This is a genomic window from Flagellimonas lutimaris (assembly GCF_051494225.1).
Lineage (GTDB): Bacteria > Bacteroidota > Bacteroidia > Flavobacteriales > Flavobacteriaceae > Flagellimonas > Flagellimonas lutimaris_A.
The window spans coordinates 50,272-64,977 of the sequence record NZ_JBNPYE010000009.1 but is presented as its reverse complement, the minus strand read 5'-3'; the positions used below and the strand labels follow the sequence as shown (position 1 = coordinate 64,977).

Here is a 14,706-nt window from a genome sequence, read left to right as displayed (position 1 = left end):
AATCATCTTATAATTTCTCGTAACTATCAAGGTAAGTGGTAAAGCGATAATAAACATGCCCCATTTGGGGCATGTTGTGTATTATAATTTAGCCTCCAATTTTGTCGAGCCCCATTGGAACCTCCATAAGTAAAACCCTGCTGTTGGAAATGGATTTAAAATCGAAGGAATCTGTTTCCCACATACCATATCCATCTCTTTTTTCTAGTTTCTGCCCGTTTATTTCCACATCGCCCTCCAAGATAAAAGCGTAGACACCATTACCTTCTTTTTTAATCTTATAGGTATCGGTAACACCGGCTTTAAATTTTCCTAAATGGAACCAAGCATCTTGATGCACCCAAACACCTTCATCTTCAGGATTTGGGGAGAGTACTTGGTAAAAAGCATTCTTTTTCTCAATCTCTCGAATGGAGATTTGGTCATATCTGGGTTCCACATTTCGCTTGTTTGGAAAAACCCATATTTGCAGAAATTTTACCTCTTGGTCGCTGTTTTTATTGTATTCACTATGTTGAATACCGGTTCCTGCACTCATCACTTGTGCATCTCCTTCCTTAATGGTAGTCGTGTTACCCATACTATCCTTATGTTCCAAATCACCTTCCAAAGGAATGGAGATAATTTCCATATTATCGTGTGGGTGGGTGCCAAAGCCTCGACCTGGAGCCACTTGGTCATCATTAAGAACCCGCAGAACCCCAAAATGCATACGCTCGGGGTCGTGATAGCCTGCAAAACTAAAAGTGTGATGTGAGTTCAACCAACCATGGTTGGCATGGCCACGAGTTGCGGCTTTGTGCAATACAGATTTCATTGTATCAATCTTTATATCTGTTGAAAAAAATATTTTTTAGGTAGGATTGGTCGTGAAAATCAACATAATCTTACCTTTTTTGATTGATTGGGAATAGGGCGTGATAACTTATTTGTTGCTGCTAAAAAACTGCTGGTTGATGCCATCAATAAACTCCAAAAGTTCCTCCCGGCCCATTCGGTTGGTGGATGAGGTGGTAAAATGCGGAGGAGCTTCTTCCCAAGCCCCTTCCAATAATTTTTGAAGATAGGCATTTGCTTGTTTTTCGATAACAGCAGGTTTCAATTTATCGGCTTTGGTGAAAATTATAGCAAACGGAATCTGGTTAGTTCCCAGCCATTCCATAAATTCCAAGTCAACAGGTTGTGGCTCATGACGAATATCCACCAAAACAAAACCACAAACGAGCTGCTTTCTTTTTTGAAAATACTCCGTAATATACTTTTGAAACGTTTTCTTGTCCTTTTTAGAAACTCGGGCATAGCCGTATCCTGGCAAATCCACCAAAAACCAATTGTTGTTGATCTTAAAATGGTTGATGAGCTGGGTTTTTCCTGGTCGACCGGAAGTTTTGGCCAAAGCCTTGCGCTCCACCAACATATTGATCAAGGATGATTTTCCCACATTGGACCTGCCGATAAACGCGTATTCCGGTAGTGGTTCATTGGGGCATTTGGCAACATTGGTGTTGCTCATTACAAATTCTGCCGAGGTGATTTTCATGCTTAGAAGTTACGCTTTTTCAGCCAAGCCTCCAGAATATGGTTAAAATCATTAGGGTGTTCCATCATTGGGGCATGACCACATTTTTCTATCCAATAAAGGTCAGAATCCGGTAATAATTCATGGAATTCCTTGGCAACTTTTGGAGGGGTTACGGTATCATTTTCTCCCCAAATTATACAAGTGGGCGTATTCATGTGCGGTAAATCCTTGGACATATTGTGGCGAATGGCACTTTTGGCAATGGCCAGGGTCTTTACCAACTTCATCCTATTGTTGACCGTGGCAAAAACCTCATCAACAATCTCCTTAGTGGCTACTTCTGGGTCATAGAAAACATCTTGGGCCTTCTTTTTAATAAACTCGTAGTCACCACGTTTTGGATATCCATCACCCATGGCGCTTTCATATAGTCCAGAGCTTCCGGTGATTACCAATGCTTTGACCATTTCTGGAAACATTTTAGTGTGCAAAAGGCCAATATGCCCACCAAGCGAATTTCCTAAAAGGATGACATCCTTCAATCCTTTGTGCTCAATAAACCCTTCCAAAAACACAGCAAAGTTTTTTACCGTGGTCTTTAGCAGTGGCATGTCATATATAGGCAATTCTGGAATCAACACCTTGTATCCTTTAGGCGGAAAATATTCGGATACACCTTGGAAGTTGCTCAAACCTCCCATTAAACCGTGCAATATGATCATGGGAGTTCCTTCTCCCTTTTCTATATATCGGTATTTGCCATCCTCAATTAAATGCTCTTCCATCTATAGTCAGTTGGTAGTAAGAGGCGCAAATATAGGAATTTCATATCACAAAGATTTTAGGTTTTTGTCATATCTGGGGCAAGTTTTCTCATTCTGTTAAATCTGCTCTTAAAATCTGCCTATGCAACTCAAGAGAATTTTTGTGTCGATTTTATGGATTTTTATCGAAAAGTGGGGAATTTATTAACAAAAGTGGTGTTTAGTGGAGAAATGTGGAAATAAAATCTATATATTTGAGTTGTATTAACTAACCAATTGATTTCTAGTGACCCATATCATAGGACAACATGATTGTAAAGCGGACTCCAAAGGAAGGGTATTGTTGCCCATTTCTTTGAAGAACCAGCTTTTACCTGTTTTAAAGGATGGGTTTATTATAAAGCGGTCGGTTTTTCAACAATGTCTGGAATTATATCCCAAGGAGGAGTTCGATGTCCTCATGCAGAAAGTGATGAAGAAAAGCAAAATCAATCGAAAGTACGATGCTTTTGTGAGAAATTTTGTAGCGGGCATGAAGGAAGTGACCATTGACGGGGATTCTGGAAGATTGCAGATTCCAAAAAACTTAGTGGAGTTTGCTGGAATTGAGAAGGAAGTGGTTCTGAATGCGGTTTTTGACAAAATCGAAATTTGGAACAAGGATATGTACGAGAAGGTCTTGGCAGAAGGCGAGAAGGATTATGCCGATCTGGCCGAGGAGATTTTTGATGACGATGAGTAGTGCGTATCACAATCCGGTATTGCTGAAGGAGTCAGTGGACGGATTGAATATAAAAGAAGATGGAGTGTATGTGGATGTCACCTTTGGAGGCGGGGGACACTCCAAAGAAATTTTGAAAAGATTGGGTGATAGCGGTAAGTTGTTCGCGTTTGATCAAGATGAGGATGCTCTTCAGAATACAATAGATGATGGTAGGTTTCAATTGATCAACCAGAACTTTCGCTACCTCAAACAGTTTTTAAAGTTCTATGGCATTCGGAAAGTTGATGGAATCTTGGCGGATTTTGGGGTTTCTTCCCATCAGTTCGATGAGGCTGACCGCGGTTTCTCCATTCGGTTCAATGCAGATTTGGACATGCGAATGGATAAAAACAACCAATTGTCGGCCTTCCAGGTAGTGAATACCTACTCCCAAGAAGATTTAGCGTCGGTTCTTTTTCAGTATGGCGAATTGCGAAATGCGAATGCCATGGCCAACACCATTGTTGCGGCACGTACAGAAGAACCCATCAAAACAACTGATGACCTTAAAAAGGTGTTGAGCAGGTTTTTGCCAAAAATGAAAGAGAACAAGATTTTGGCACAAATCTATCAAGCTATTAGGATAGAAGTAAACCAAGAGATTGAAGTGCTCAAGGAATTTTTGGAGCAAGTGCCGGAGATGTTGAATGAAGGTGGGAGGTTGAGCTTGATCAGTTATCATTCTCTGGAAGATAGATTGGCAAAGCGCTTCATTCGAGCAGGGAAATTTGATGGTGAACCAGAAAAGGATTTTTATGGGAACATTAATGTTCCTCTGAAAAAAGTAGGGAAGTTGATTGTGCCATCAGCCGAAGAGATAGCCAATAACAATAGGGCAAGAAGTGCAAAGCTCCGCATTGCGGAAAAAATATAAAGGTGTAATGGAAATGTCATCTTGAGCGCAGTCGAAAGATGGGTATGGACAGATTCCCGTCTACACGGGAATGACAAAAGGAATGCAAAATGAGAAAAGGATTACTGGACATATTAAAAGGAAAGTTTTTGGTGAGCGGGGATGCTCCCAAAAACTGGATGTTTTTGTTGTTTGCATCTTTCTTGGCGGCGTTAATGATTTCCAGTAGTCATAATGCCGATAAAAAAGTATTGGAGATTGCTGAATTGAACGAGGAGGTTCGGAAACTTAAAAGTGAGTTTTTCGAGGCTCGTTCCAGTGTCCAGCAACTCAAATTGGAATCAACCTTGCGAGAGGTGGTGGCGGAAAAGGGATTGGTGCCATCGGAAAATCCTCCCAGAAAAATAAAAGTTAAATCAGCGGAATAGTGGCCATTACCGAAAAAAATATCATGAACAGATTGTACCTCGTAGCCGGGGGACTTGTTGTTTTGGCCATTACCGTGGTGGTAAAGTTGGTGGATATTCAAATGGTTGAAGGTGAAAAATATAAGGAATTGGCCTTGAGCCAAACCGAAAAGATGTTCACCATTGAACCAAATCGCGGTAATCTATATTCAGAAGACGGTAGTTTGTTGGCGGCTTCGGTACCTAAATATGAAATTCGGTTTGACGCCCAGACGGTGTCCAAAGAAAATTTCCAGAATAATGTAGCTGCCCTGTCCGATTCTTTGGGTAAAATGTTTGATAGACCTTCTTCCTATTACAGACAGTTGTTCCGAAAAGCGAGAGCCAATGGCAATCGTTATAAGTTGGTGGCCCGTAATGTGGGTTATTTGGATTATGTCAGAATCAAACAATTTCCATTGTTCAACCTTGGGCCATACAAAGGTGGATTTATTGAGACCCATCGTGTGGTACGTGAGTACCCTTTGGGTAAAATGGCGGCCAGAAGTATTGGTTACGAGCGTGTGGATGAAAATGGATACTACACCAGAGTTGGTTTGGACGGTGCTTTTGGGGAATCTTATCTGCGAGGCAAAGAGGGAAAACGATTAAAGCAGAAAATAGCAAAGGGGCAATGGAAGCCTATTGGTCTGGATAATATCGTGGAGCCTCAGGATGGTTTGGATGTGGTTTCCACCATCGATATCAATATTCAGGATATTGCCCATCACGAATTGTTAAAGCAACTCGAAAAATACAAGGCCGATCATGGATGTGTGGTGGTGATGGAAACCAAAACCGGTGAAATCAAGGCCATTTCCAACTTGGGTATAACTTCCGAAGGAAAATATTATGAAAAGTTGAATTATGCCGTTGGTGAATCGCATGAGCCTGGTTCTACTTTTAAATTGATGTCCATGGTGGCCGCTTTAGAAGATAAGGTGGTGGATACCAGTACGGTCATCGATACCGAAAAAGGAAGATACCGCATTTATGATGGTGTCGTAAAAGATACCAAGTGGGGAGGGCACGGAAAAATTACGTTATCCAAAGCGTTTGCGGTTTCATCCAACGTAGCTTTTGCAAAAATCATCAACGAAAACTATAAGGAGCAACCCGAAAAGTTTGTCAATCGCTTGATGAATATGGGACTTCATAAAAAATTGGGCCTTCCTATCATAGGTGAGGGCGACCCTGTAATCCGCTACCCTGGTGATAAAGGCTGGTCTGGAATTTCCTTGGGTTGGATGTCCCACGGATACGAAGTGTCATTGACTCCTATTCAAACACTTGCTTTTTACAATGCCATTGCTAACGATGGTGAGTATGTTAAACCTCGATTGATTCAAGAAGTACGGGAGGGGAATAAAGTTTTGAAACGATTTGACAAGGAAGTGTTGAATCCTTCCATTTGTTCCGATGAGACCGTTAAAAAAGCACAACAATTGTTAAAGGATGTTGTGGAGAAGGATTATGGTACAGGGCATCGAATGTATTCCAAAAACTTTTCGATGGCCGGAAAAACGGGTACTACGCAAAAAAACTATGTGGAAAAGAACCTGGATAAGTTGGCGTACATCTCCTCCTTTGCAGGGTACTTTCCGGCAGATAACCCAAAATATTCGTGCATCGTGGTCATCCATGAACCAGATAAAAAGGAAGGGTACTACGGAGCTGATGTTTCCGGTCCGGTTTTTAAATCCATGGCACAGAAAATACATGCCATTTCACCTATGGTGGATGAAGTGAACAGCAAAATTATTGAAGATGCTGATTTGGAAAAGGAGTATCAACAGTATTACGTCGATGCACAGAAGAAATATGTCACTATACCTAATGTTAAAGGTATGTGTGGTATGGATGCTGTTTCCTTGTTGGAAAATTTAGGAATCGAAGTGGAGGTGCATGGTAATGGAAAAGTAAAAAAGCAGTCGGTAAATCAAGGGACCAACATTAAACAAGTCAAAAAAATAATTTTGGAACTTTCATGAAGTTATTGAAGGACATATTATATGGTGTAAGCCTTTCTGCGGTAAGTGGAGATACCAACGTGATGGTGAACAATGTTCATTTCGATTCCAGAAAGGTCGAGATGGATGATGTTTTTGTAGCCATTCGTGGTACCGTTACCGATGGTCATGGGTACATTCAAAATGCTGTCGATTCCGGAGCAAGAGCCATCGTATGCGAAGAACTTCCTGAATTAATGGTCAATGGCGTTACCTATTTGCAAGTGACCGATTGTAATAGTGCTCTTGCCATAATAGCCTCTAATTTTTATGATAATCCTTCCAGGAATTTAAAATTAGTTGGGGTTACCGGAACCAATGGTAAAACGACAGTGACCACACTTTTGTACAATCTGTTCAAAAAAGCAGGTTTTAAGGTTGGGCTCATCTCTACCATCAAAGTACTAGTGAATGATGAGGAGTACAAAACTACCCATACGACTCCTGATGTACTTACCATTAACGATTATCTATCCCAGATGAATGCAGTTGGAGTGGAGTTTTGTTTTATGGAAGTCAGTTCTCATGGCATTCATCAAAAAAGGGCTGAAGGACTACACTTTGAAGGAGCCATATTCACCAACTTGTCTCATGACCATCTGGATTATCACAAAACTTTTGCGGAGTACAGGGATACCAAGAAAAAATTGTTCGATGGGTTGCCAAAAACGGCATTTGCCTTGGTAAACATCGATGATAAAAATGGTTTGGTGATGTTGCAGAACACTAAGGCCAAAAAATATACCTACGCCTTAAAATCCTTTGCCGATTACAGGGCCCAGATTTTGGAAAAACAGTTCAATGGTCAACTATTAAAGGTTGATGATAATGAATTATGGTCCAGGCTTATTGGAGATTTTAATGCCTACAACTTGTTGGCAATCTATGCCACGGCGGATATTTTAGGGCTCGAAAAATTGGAGACCCTTAGGTTGATGAGCGAGCTGGAAAATGTGGATGGCAGGTTTCAGTATTACATATCAAAAGAAAAAATAACGGCTATTGTTGATTATGCCCATACGCCGGATGCACTCAAAAATGTATTGGTTACCATCAATGCATTGAGGACTGGAAATGAAAACGTCATCACCGTAGTGGGGTGTGGTGGTGACCGTGACAAGTCTAAGCGTCCGGTTATGGGTCATATCGCTTCAGAAATGAGCAATCAGGCCATTTTTACATCAGATAACCCTAGGACAGAATCACCCGCTGCCATTATAGAGGAAATGGAAGCAGGGGTGGAACCTCAAAACGTACGAAAGGTGTTGTCCATTGAAAATAGAAAGCAAGCCATAAAGACGGCATGTAAGCTGGCTTTGGCCAATGATATTATCCTAGTGGCGGGAAAAGGTCACGAGACCTATCAGGAAACCAACGGTGTCCGGGTCGATTTTGATGATTTTAAAGAAGTTAAAGAAGCTCTTGAGAGCCTAAAAAAATAATGTAGTCCATGTTATACTACTTGTTCGAATTTTTAGAGAATCAATACCAACTGCCTGGTGCGGGACTTTTTCAGTTCCTTACGTTTAGAGCTGCCTTGTCTGTATTGTTGTCCCTATTGATTGCCATGGTCTACGGAAAGCGAATCATTTTATTCCTTCAAAAAAAGCAGATAGGGGAAAGTATTCGCGATCTAGGTTTGGAAGGACAAAAGCAGAAAGCGGGCACACCTACTATGGGTGGTTTAATTATTATCATTTCTACCTTGCTACCGGTGATTCTCTTTGCTGATATTAAAAACATTTATGTCATTCTTTTAATTGTAACTACCCTTTGGATGGGCATCATTGGATTTATCGATGATTACATAAAGATTTTCAAAAAAGATAAAAAGGGATTAAAAGGTAGGTTCAAGGTGGCCGGTCAAGTGGTACTGGGGTTGATAGTTGGAGCAACACTTTACTTCCATCCAGAAGTGACCATAAAAGAGAAAGATAGTACTCGAATAACCCAAAATTTTAAAGTCGAAAACGTGTTTGGCGAAGAGACCAAAGCCGTTCGGACCAATGTTCCATTTTTTAAGAACAACGAATTGGATTACGCCGATTTTATTTCATGGATTGGGGAAGGAGCCGAAGAGTATGCATGGCTTATTTTTATTCCAGTGGTAATTTTGATTGTGACGGCAGTATCCAACGGAGCAAATCTTACCGACGGTATCGACGGCCTCGCCGCTGGATCATCTGCCATAATTGTTCTCACACTAGGAATTTTTGCGTGGGTTTCCGGTAATATTCAATTTTCTGATTATTTGGACATATTTTATCTCCCCAGAGTGGGTGAGTTAGTGGTCTTTATTGCTGCATTTGTAGGGGCCTTGGTCGGCTTTTTATGGTACAATACCTATCCGGCCCAAGTGTTTATGGGCGATACGGGCAGTTTGACCATTGGTGGGGTCATTGCCGTGATTGCCATTATCGTTAGAAAAGAATTGTTGATTCCCATCTTGTGCGGAATCTTCTTTGCAGAATCATTGTCGGTGATGTTGCAGGTTGGCTATTTCAAGCATACGAAAAGGAAGTATGGCGAAGGAAAACGCATATTCTTGATGGCACCGTTGCATCACCATTATCAAAAGAAATCATATCACGAAAGCAAAATAGTAACTCGATTTTGGATTATAGGAATTATGCTGGCCATCATCAGCATCGTTACTCTTAAGATTCGATAAAAATGGGGCGCTTAGTGATACTTGGAGGTGGAGAAAGTGGTGTTGGAACAGCCATTTTAGGGAAGAAAGAGGGATTTGAGGTCTTTGTTTCGGACAAAGGCGAAATAAAAGAGAAATACAAAAAAGTTCTTGAACATTTTGAGATTGAATGGGAATCCGGTGAACATACCGAAGCCAAGATTTTGAACGCCGATTTGGTGATGAAGAGTCCTGGAATACCTGACAATGTGCCCTTGGTAAAAGCGCTTGTCGAAAAAGGTGTTCCAGTGATTTCAGAAATAGAGTTCGCATCAAAATATACGGATGCCAGTATAATCGGAATTACGGGAAGCAATGGGAAAACAACCACTACGATGCTTACATACCATCTTTTAAAAGATGGAGAGTTGCATGTTGGTATGGCTGGTAACATTGGTGATAGCTATGCTAAAATGGTGGCGGAGCAAGATTTTGACCAGTATGTGTTGGAGATAAGTAGCTTTCAATTGGATGGTATTGTGGATTTTAAACCACACATCGCCATGATTACCAATATAACACCTGATCATTTGGATAGATATGAGTACAAGTTTGAAAACTATATCGCATCCAAGTTCAGAATAGCAATGAATCAAGATGAAAACGATTATCTGATTTATGACGCCGATGATGAAGTAATTCAGGATTGGTTAAAAGAACATCCCGTTCAATCCAAATTGGTCCCTTTTTCTGTCAAAAGAGAATTAGAAGAAGGAGCTTGGTTGGAGGATAAAACGATAAAAATAAAATTAGAACATAAAACCTTGGAAATGAGTAAAGATATTTTGGCCTTGGAAGGTCAGCACAACGTAAAAAATACAATGGCAGCAAGTATGGCGGCCATGCTGGTTAAGGTCAGAAAGGAGACCATTCGCAATAGTATCCAATCTTTTCAAGGGGCGCCCCATAGATTGGAAAAGGTATTGAAAATAAACCATGTAGAATACATCAATGATTCTAAAGCGACCAATGTAAATGCCACTTTTTATGCCTTGGATGGTATAAAAAAACCGATTATTTGGATTGCCGGTGGAGTGGATAAAGGAAATGATTATTCCGAATTGATGCCATTGATCCGAGAAAAAGTTAAGGCCATTATTTGCTTGGGAGTGGACAACTCTAAGTTAATAGATGCTTTTGGAAACGTAATCGACCTTATGGTCGAAACTTATTCTATGGAAGAGGCTGTAAAGGTGGCTTATAAAGTGGCCGAGCGCGGAGATGCTGTATTGTTATCTCCAGCCTGTGCCAGTTTCGACCTTTTCAGAAACTATGAGGATAGAGGAGATCAATTTAAAACTGCAATTAAAAACTTGTAAACGTGTTGAGTATATTCAAAAATCTGAAAGGTGATAAAGCCATTTGGGGCGTAGTGGCCCTCTTGGCACTTTTCTCATTTTTGCCGGTGTACAGCGCAAGTACCAATTTGGTGTATGTCAATGGTGACGGGACCACTTTGGGCCATTTGGTGAAACATGCTGTACTCCTTTTCTTGGGCTTTGGAATTATATATGCCGTGCACAGGATACCTACACATTATTTTAAAGGGCTTTCCATAATTGCCATGCCCATTGTTATCCTGCTTTTGATCTACACCTTGACCGTGGAAACTCGAATAGGTGGGGTGACCGCAAACCGATGGATAAAAATTCCATTGGTCGGAGTCAATTTTCAGACCTCTACGTTGGCGGCTGTAGTTTTAATGATTTGGATCGCCAGATATCTCACGAAAATCAAGGAAACAAAAATCACCTTTAAGGAGAGTATTTTACCTCTTTGGTTGCCTGTGGCTTTGGTGGTACTGTTGATTTTGCCCGAGAACTTTTCAACCGCCGCCATTATTTGTTTTATGGTGTTGGTATTGTGTTTTTTGGGGGGATACCCTTTAAAATATCTGTTTGCCATGGTGGCGACAGGAATTGTGTTTGCGGGAATGTTTTTGTTCGTATTGTTCAAAGCACCTGAAGTGTTACCGCAACGAGCCGGCACATGGAAATCAAGGATAGAAACCTTTATTCATCCAGAACAAGCAGATAAGGATGACTTGCACCAATTGACCTTGGCTCAAATTGCTGTAGCCGAAGGCGGTGTAGTTGGTAAAGGAGCAGGTAAGAGTGTGATGAAGAATATGTTGTCTCAAAGCACATCGGATTTCATTTTTGCCATAATAATTGAAGAATATGGATTGCTGGGAGGAGGAGCTTTATTGTTTTTTTACCTCTTATTGCTGTTCCGAATTGTGGTCGCGGCGCACTCGTCCAAAACGGTTTTTTCAAAATTGTTAGTGATAGGAGTCGGACTGCCCATTGTGTTCCAGGCCTTTATCAATATGGCGGTAGTCGTTCAGTTGTTCCCTGTAACGGGTCAGCCGTTGCCTTTGATCAGTATGGGTGGAACCTCTATTTGGATGACCTGTATGGCTATCGGAATTGTGTTGAGTGCAAGTAACAAAAAGGAAAATTTAGAGGAGCAATCCGATGGAATAGATGAAACAAATCCTTTAGAAGTATTAAGTGGACAGATATAGGTTTATACTTTCTGGAGGAGGAACGGGAGGACACATTTATCCCGCAGTGGCCATAGCGAACGAGTTGAAGAGGAGATATCCTGATGCAGAATTTTTGTTCGTTGGAGCCAAGGATAAAATGGAAATGGAAAAAGTACCGCAGGCCGGGTATGAAATAAAAGGCTTGTGGATAAGTGGAATACAACGGAAACTGACATTTAAAAATCTCATGTTTCCATTTAAACTGATAAGTAGTTTGTTGGAAGCACGCAAAATAGTGAAACAGTTCAAACCCCATGTTGCCATTGGCACTGGTGGTTTTGCGAGCGGACCATTGTTGCAAATGGCCGAAAGCTCGGGTGTTCCCTGTGTGTTGCAAGAGCAGAATTCCTTTGCGGGAATTACGAACAAACTATTGGCGGGAAAAGCGAAGAAGATTTGTGTGGCATATGATGGTATGGAGCGCTTTTTCCCAAAGGAGAAGATTGTAAAAACAGGAAACCCCATTCGTACCGATTTGGTCGATATAAAGGAAGGAAAAAAGGAGGCAGCTGCCTTTTTTGGACTGGGTGGAGATAAAAAGACGGTTCTTGTTTTAGGGGGGAGCCTTGGTGCAAGACGAATTAATCAACTGATAGAAAAGGAGCTTGGCTTTTTTGAAGAACGCGGGCTGCAAGTGCTTTGGCAATGTGGCAAGCTGTATTACGAAGAATACAAAAAATACGATTCTGATTCCGTAAAGGTGTTGGCTTTTGTTAATCGAATGGATTTGGCCTATGCAGCAGCGGATGTCATCATTTCCAGAGCGGGAGCTGGTTCGGTTTCGGAGCTTTGTTTGGTGGGCAAACCGGTGATTTTCATCCCATCACCCAACGTGGCAGAGGACCATCAAACCCAAAATGCAAAAGCTTTGGTGGCCAAAGATGCAGCCATTATGCTTCGGGAAAATGAGTTGGATAGCGAATTTGAAAGTAGTTTTTCGGGCTTAATGAACTCCAAGGAGACTCAGGAGAAACTAGGAAAAAACATCAAAAAAATGGCCATGCCCAAGGCTACAGAACATATTGTTGATGAAATTGAAAAGTTGTTGAAGTGAATTTGAAAGATATACATAGCGTTTATTTTATTGGTATCGGAGGTATAGGTATGTCTGCCTTGGCGCGCTATTTCAAATTTGTGGGCAAAGAGGTTGCAGGATATGACCGAACACCGACGCCCATCACCGATGGCTTGATGGAGAAAGGTATCTCGATTCATTTTGAGGACAATGTCGATTTGATTTCTGAAACCTTCAAACATCCAAATACGTTGGTGGTCTATACACCGGCCGTACCATCTTCTCATTCAGAACTTCAATTTTACCAGAATACAGGATTCGATATTAAAAAGCGCTCGGAGGTATTGGGAATTATAACCAAGGATTCTTTTTGCTTGGCCGTAGCAGGTACGCACGGTAAAACCACCACCACCTGCATCTTGGCACATTTATTAAATGAATGTGATTTACCATTGACTGCTTTTCTAGGTGGAATTTCGGAAGACTTCAACAGCAACTTTGTGCTGGAAGGTACCGAATATTCGGTTGTGGAAGCTGATGAATTTGATCGTTCATTTCTACGATTAGCTCCTACGGTTGCCTGTGTAACATCGATGGATGCGGACCATTTGGATATTTACGGAACCAAAGAGGAATTGGAGCATTCTTTTAGAGAGTTTGTGAGTAGAATCAAACCTAATGGAACATTGTTCGTGCGCAAAGGGCTTCCATTGGAAGGCATCACCTTTGGTATTGAAGATGGAGCAGATTACTGCATAGAAAATATTGAAATTGAACATGGAGCCTACATATTTGATCTTGTAACGCCTTCGGAGGTAATTAAGAAGGTAAGGTTTAATAAGCCTGGAAGACACAATTTGCTCAATGGATTAGCTGCTTTTGCGATGGCGGTGCAAACAGGTTCCCCACCACACCGCCTTGCCAAAGCTTTGGGAACTTTTAAAGGAGTTCAGCGTAGGTTCTCGTACCAGATAAAGGAAAAGGACTTTGTGTTTATAGACGATTATGCCCATCATCCCACAGAGATCAGTGCGGTGCATCAGGCAATTCGAGAAATGCATGATGGCCAAAAGGTAACGGTGATTTTTCAGCCCCATCTTTTTTCCCGAACAAAGGATTTTGTGGATGATTTTGCCAAAAGTCTTTCAGATTTTGATGAAATCATCCTATTGGACATTTACCCGGCAAGGGAAGAACCCATTGAGGGGGTTACTTCGCTATGGCTATTGGATAAAATAGAAAACCCCAATAAAAAACTGATTTCAAAATCAGCACTATTGGAGGAAGTAAAAAACTGCAAGTCCGGAGTGTTGGTTGCTCTTGGCGCAGGGGATATTGGATTGGAAGTACCAAAAATTAAGAAAGAATTGAGTTATGCGCATTAATTGGGATTACATAAAACTGGCATTTTTGTCGGTCGCCGTAGTTGCGCTTTACGGTTTTGCCGATCAAAGGAACCAAAAAAGGAAGGTGAGCAATATCTCAGTCAAATTTGTGGGGGACAATAATTTGTATTTGACTGAGGATGCAGTTAATAAATTGTTAATACAAAATTATGGACCCCTTGAGAATAAGGCTAAAGAACAGTTAGTTTTGAATACCATAGAGGGAGTTATACTATCCAATGATATGGTCAAAAATGCCCAGGTCTATCTTACTGTAAACGGGGAGCTTGTATCCAAGATTGTTCAGCGGAAACCAATTGGAAGAATAGAAGGTGTCTCCAAGTTTTATTTGGATGATACGGGTGAACGTATGCCTTTGTCAAAACACCATTCGGCAAGGGTGCCCATTATTACAGGAAAAATTACGGGAAAAACCTTGGAGGATGCCTATGTGATTTTGGACTATATCAACAAACATGATTTTCTGAGGAAGAATGTCATTGGGATACATATTGAGGACGAAGGAAAATATCAGCTCAAATTTCGCATGGAAAACTTTGTGGTGAATTTGGGCGGAGTGGATAACCTGAACAAGAAGTTCAGCAATTTTATGGCCTTTTATGCAAAGGCGACCAAGGACAATTCCTTGGAAGAGTATACAACAGTTAGTTTGGAATTCAACAATCAAGTGGTTTGCACCAAAATTTAAAGT

At 41.1% G+C, this 14,706-nt stretch carries 14 protein-coding genes; 11 read left to right on the top strand and 3 right to left on the bottom strand.

Annotation, left to right across the window (positions count from 1 at the left end; all coding sequences use genetic code 11):
- Window positions 1-88: 88 nt before the first annotated feature.
- The 3 genes from ACQQ5U_RS15555 to ACQQ5U_RS15545 form a co-directional block, all read right to left on the bottom strand.
- Entirely contained in the window at window positions 89-817 is a 729-nt protein-coding gene (locus ACQQ5U_RS15555; RefSeq protein ID WP_437398903.1) for a pirin family protein, read from the bottom strand.
- Window positions 818-925: 108 nt separating this feature from the next.
- Entirely contained in the window at window positions 926-1,540 is a 615-nt protein-coding gene (yihA, locus tag ACQQ5U_RS15550; protein ID WP_437398901.1) for a ribosome biogenesis GTP-binding protein YihA/YsxC, read from the bottom strand.
- A 2-nt stretch (window positions 1,541-1,542) separates the two neighbouring features.
- A complete protein-coding gene (locus tag ACQQ5U_RS15545) occupies window positions 1,543-2,307 on the bottom strand; it encodes an alpha/beta fold hydrolase (RefSeq protein WP_437398900.1) in 765 nt (254 codons plus the stop codon).
- A gap of 265 nt (window positions 2,308-2,572) precedes the next feature.
- Here ACQQ5U_RS15545 and ACQQ5U_RS15540 point away from each other — a divergent pair, with 265 nt between their 5' ends.
- From ACQQ5U_RS15540 to ACQQ5U_RS15490, 11 genes are all read left to right on the top strand, one after another.
- Entirely contained in the window at window positions 2,573-3,028 is a 456-nt protein-coding gene (locus tag ACQQ5U_RS15540) for a division/cell wall cluster transcriptional repressor MraZ (protein WP_100817372.1), read from the top strand.
- Window positions 3,021-3,923, top strand: coding sequence for a 16S rRNA (cytosine(1402)-N(4))-methyltransferase RsmH (gene rsmH, locus ACQQ5U_RS15535; protein ID WP_437398898.1), 903 nt, complete (start codon window positions 3,021-3,023; stop codon window positions 3,921-3,923). Before ACQQ5U_RS15540 ends, rsmH begins: the two co-directional genes overlap by 8 nt.
- Before the next feature lie 89 nt (window positions 3,924-4,012).
- Window positions 4,013-4,330, top strand: a complete 318-nt coding sequence (locus ACQQ5U_RS15530) for an FtsL-like putative cell division protein (protein WP_437398896.1) — start codon at window positions 4,013-4,015, stop codon at window positions 4,328-4,330.
- Entirely contained in the window at window positions 4,330-6,339 is a 2,010-nt protein-coding gene (locus tag ACQQ5U_RS15525; RefSeq protein ID WP_437398895.1) for a penicillin-binding protein, read from the top strand. The genes ACQQ5U_RS15530 and ACQQ5U_RS15525 overlap by 1 nt, the downstream gene beginning before the upstream one ends.
- Complete coding sequence (locus tag ACQQ5U_RS15520; RefSeq protein WP_437398893.1) at window positions 6,336-7,799, top strand: UDP-N-acetylmuramoyl-L-alanyl-D-glutamate--2,6-diaminopimelate ligase; 1,464 nt, start codon at window positions 6,336-6,338, stop codon at window positions 7,797-7,799. Before ACQQ5U_RS15525 ends, ACQQ5U_RS15520 begins: the two co-directional genes overlap by 4 nt.
- A gap of 8 nt (window positions 7,800-7,807) precedes the next feature.
- Window positions 7,808-9,028 carry a phospho-N-acetylmuramoyl-pentapeptide-transferase gene (gene mraY / locus ACQQ5U_RS15515; protein WP_437398891.1) on the top strand — a complete coding sequence of 407 codons (1,221 nt, stop codon included), beginning with the start codon at window positions 7,808-7,810 and terminating at the stop codon, window positions 9,026-9,028.
- 2 nt (window positions 9,029-9,030) lie between these two features.
- Window positions 9,031-10,365, top strand: coding sequence for a UDP-N-acetylmuramoyl-L-alanine--D-glutamate ligase (gene murD, locus ACQQ5U_RS15510; RefSeq protein ID WP_437398889.1), 1,335 nt, complete (start codon window positions 9,031-9,033; stop codon window positions 10,363-10,365).
- A gap of 2 nt (window positions 10,366-10,367) precedes the next feature.
- Complete coding sequence (locus tag ACQQ5U_RS15505) at window positions 10,368-11,573, top strand: FtsW/RodA/SpoVE family cell cycle protein (RefSeq protein ID WP_437398888.1); 1,206 nt, start codon at window positions 10,368-10,370, stop codon at window positions 11,571-11,573.
- Complete coding sequence (murG, locus tag ACQQ5U_RS15500) at window positions 11,560-12,648, top strand: undecaprenyldiphospho-muramoylpentapeptide beta-N-acetylglucosaminyltransferase (protein WP_437398886.1); 1,089 nt, start codon at window positions 11,560-11,562, stop codon at window positions 12,646-12,648. The genes ACQQ5U_RS15505 and murG overlap by 14 nt, the downstream gene beginning before the upstream one ends.
- Window positions 12,645-13,994 (top strand): UDP-N-acetylmuramate--L-alanine ligase, encoded by a 1,350-nt coding sequence (gene murC, locus ACQQ5U_RS15495; protein WP_437398884.1) that lies wholly within the window; start codon window positions 12,645-12,647, stop codon window positions 13,992-13,994. The genes murG and murC overlap by 4 nt, the downstream gene beginning before the upstream one ends.
- Complete coding sequence (locus ACQQ5U_RS15490; RefSeq protein ID WP_437398883.1) at window positions 13,984-14,703, top strand: cell division protein FtsQ/DivIB; 720 nt, start codon at window positions 13,984-13,986, stop codon at window positions 14,701-14,703. Before murC ends, ACQQ5U_RS15490 begins: the two co-directional genes overlap by 11 nt.
- Window positions 14,704-14,706: the final 3 nt, after the last annotated feature.

Bases quoted from the DNA above. Each gene is read 5' to 3' on its own strand.
- ACQQ5U_RS15545 (WP_437398900.1), bottom strand. From the start codon at position 2,307: ATGGAAGAGCATTTAATTGAGGATGGCAAATACCGATATATAGAAAAG.
- ACQQ5U_RS15555 (WP_437398903.1), bottom strand. From the start codon at position 817: ATGAAATCTGTATTGCACAAAGCCGCAACTCGTGGCCATGCCAACCAT.
- ACQQ5U_RS15520 (WP_437398893.1), top strand. From the start codon at position 6,336: ATGAAGTTATTGAAGGACATATTATATGGTGTAAGCCTTTCTGCGGTA.
- ACQQ5U_RS15530 (WP_437398896.1), top strand. From the start codon at position 4,013: ATGAGAAAAGGATTACTGGACATATTAAAAGGAAAGTTTTTGGTGAGC.
- ACQQ5U_RS15490 (WP_437398883.1), top strand. From the start codon at position 13,984: ATGCGCATTAATTGGGATTACATAAAACTGGCATTTTTGTCGGTCGCC.
- yihA (WP_437398901.1), bottom strand. From the start codon at position 1,540: ATGAAAATCACCTCGGCAGAATTTGTAATGAGCAACACCAATGTTGCC.
- murD (WP_437398889.1), top strand. From the start codon at position 9,031: ATGGGGCGCTTAGTGATACTTGGAGGTGGAGAAAGTGGTGTTGGAACA.
- rsmH (WP_437398898.1), top strand. From the start codon at position 3,021: ATGAGTAGTGCGTATCACAATCCGGTATTGCTGAAGGAGTCAGTGGAC.
- mraY (WP_437398891.1), top strand. From the start codon at position 7,808: ATGTTATACTACTTGTTCGAATTTTTAGAGAATCAATACCAACTGCCT.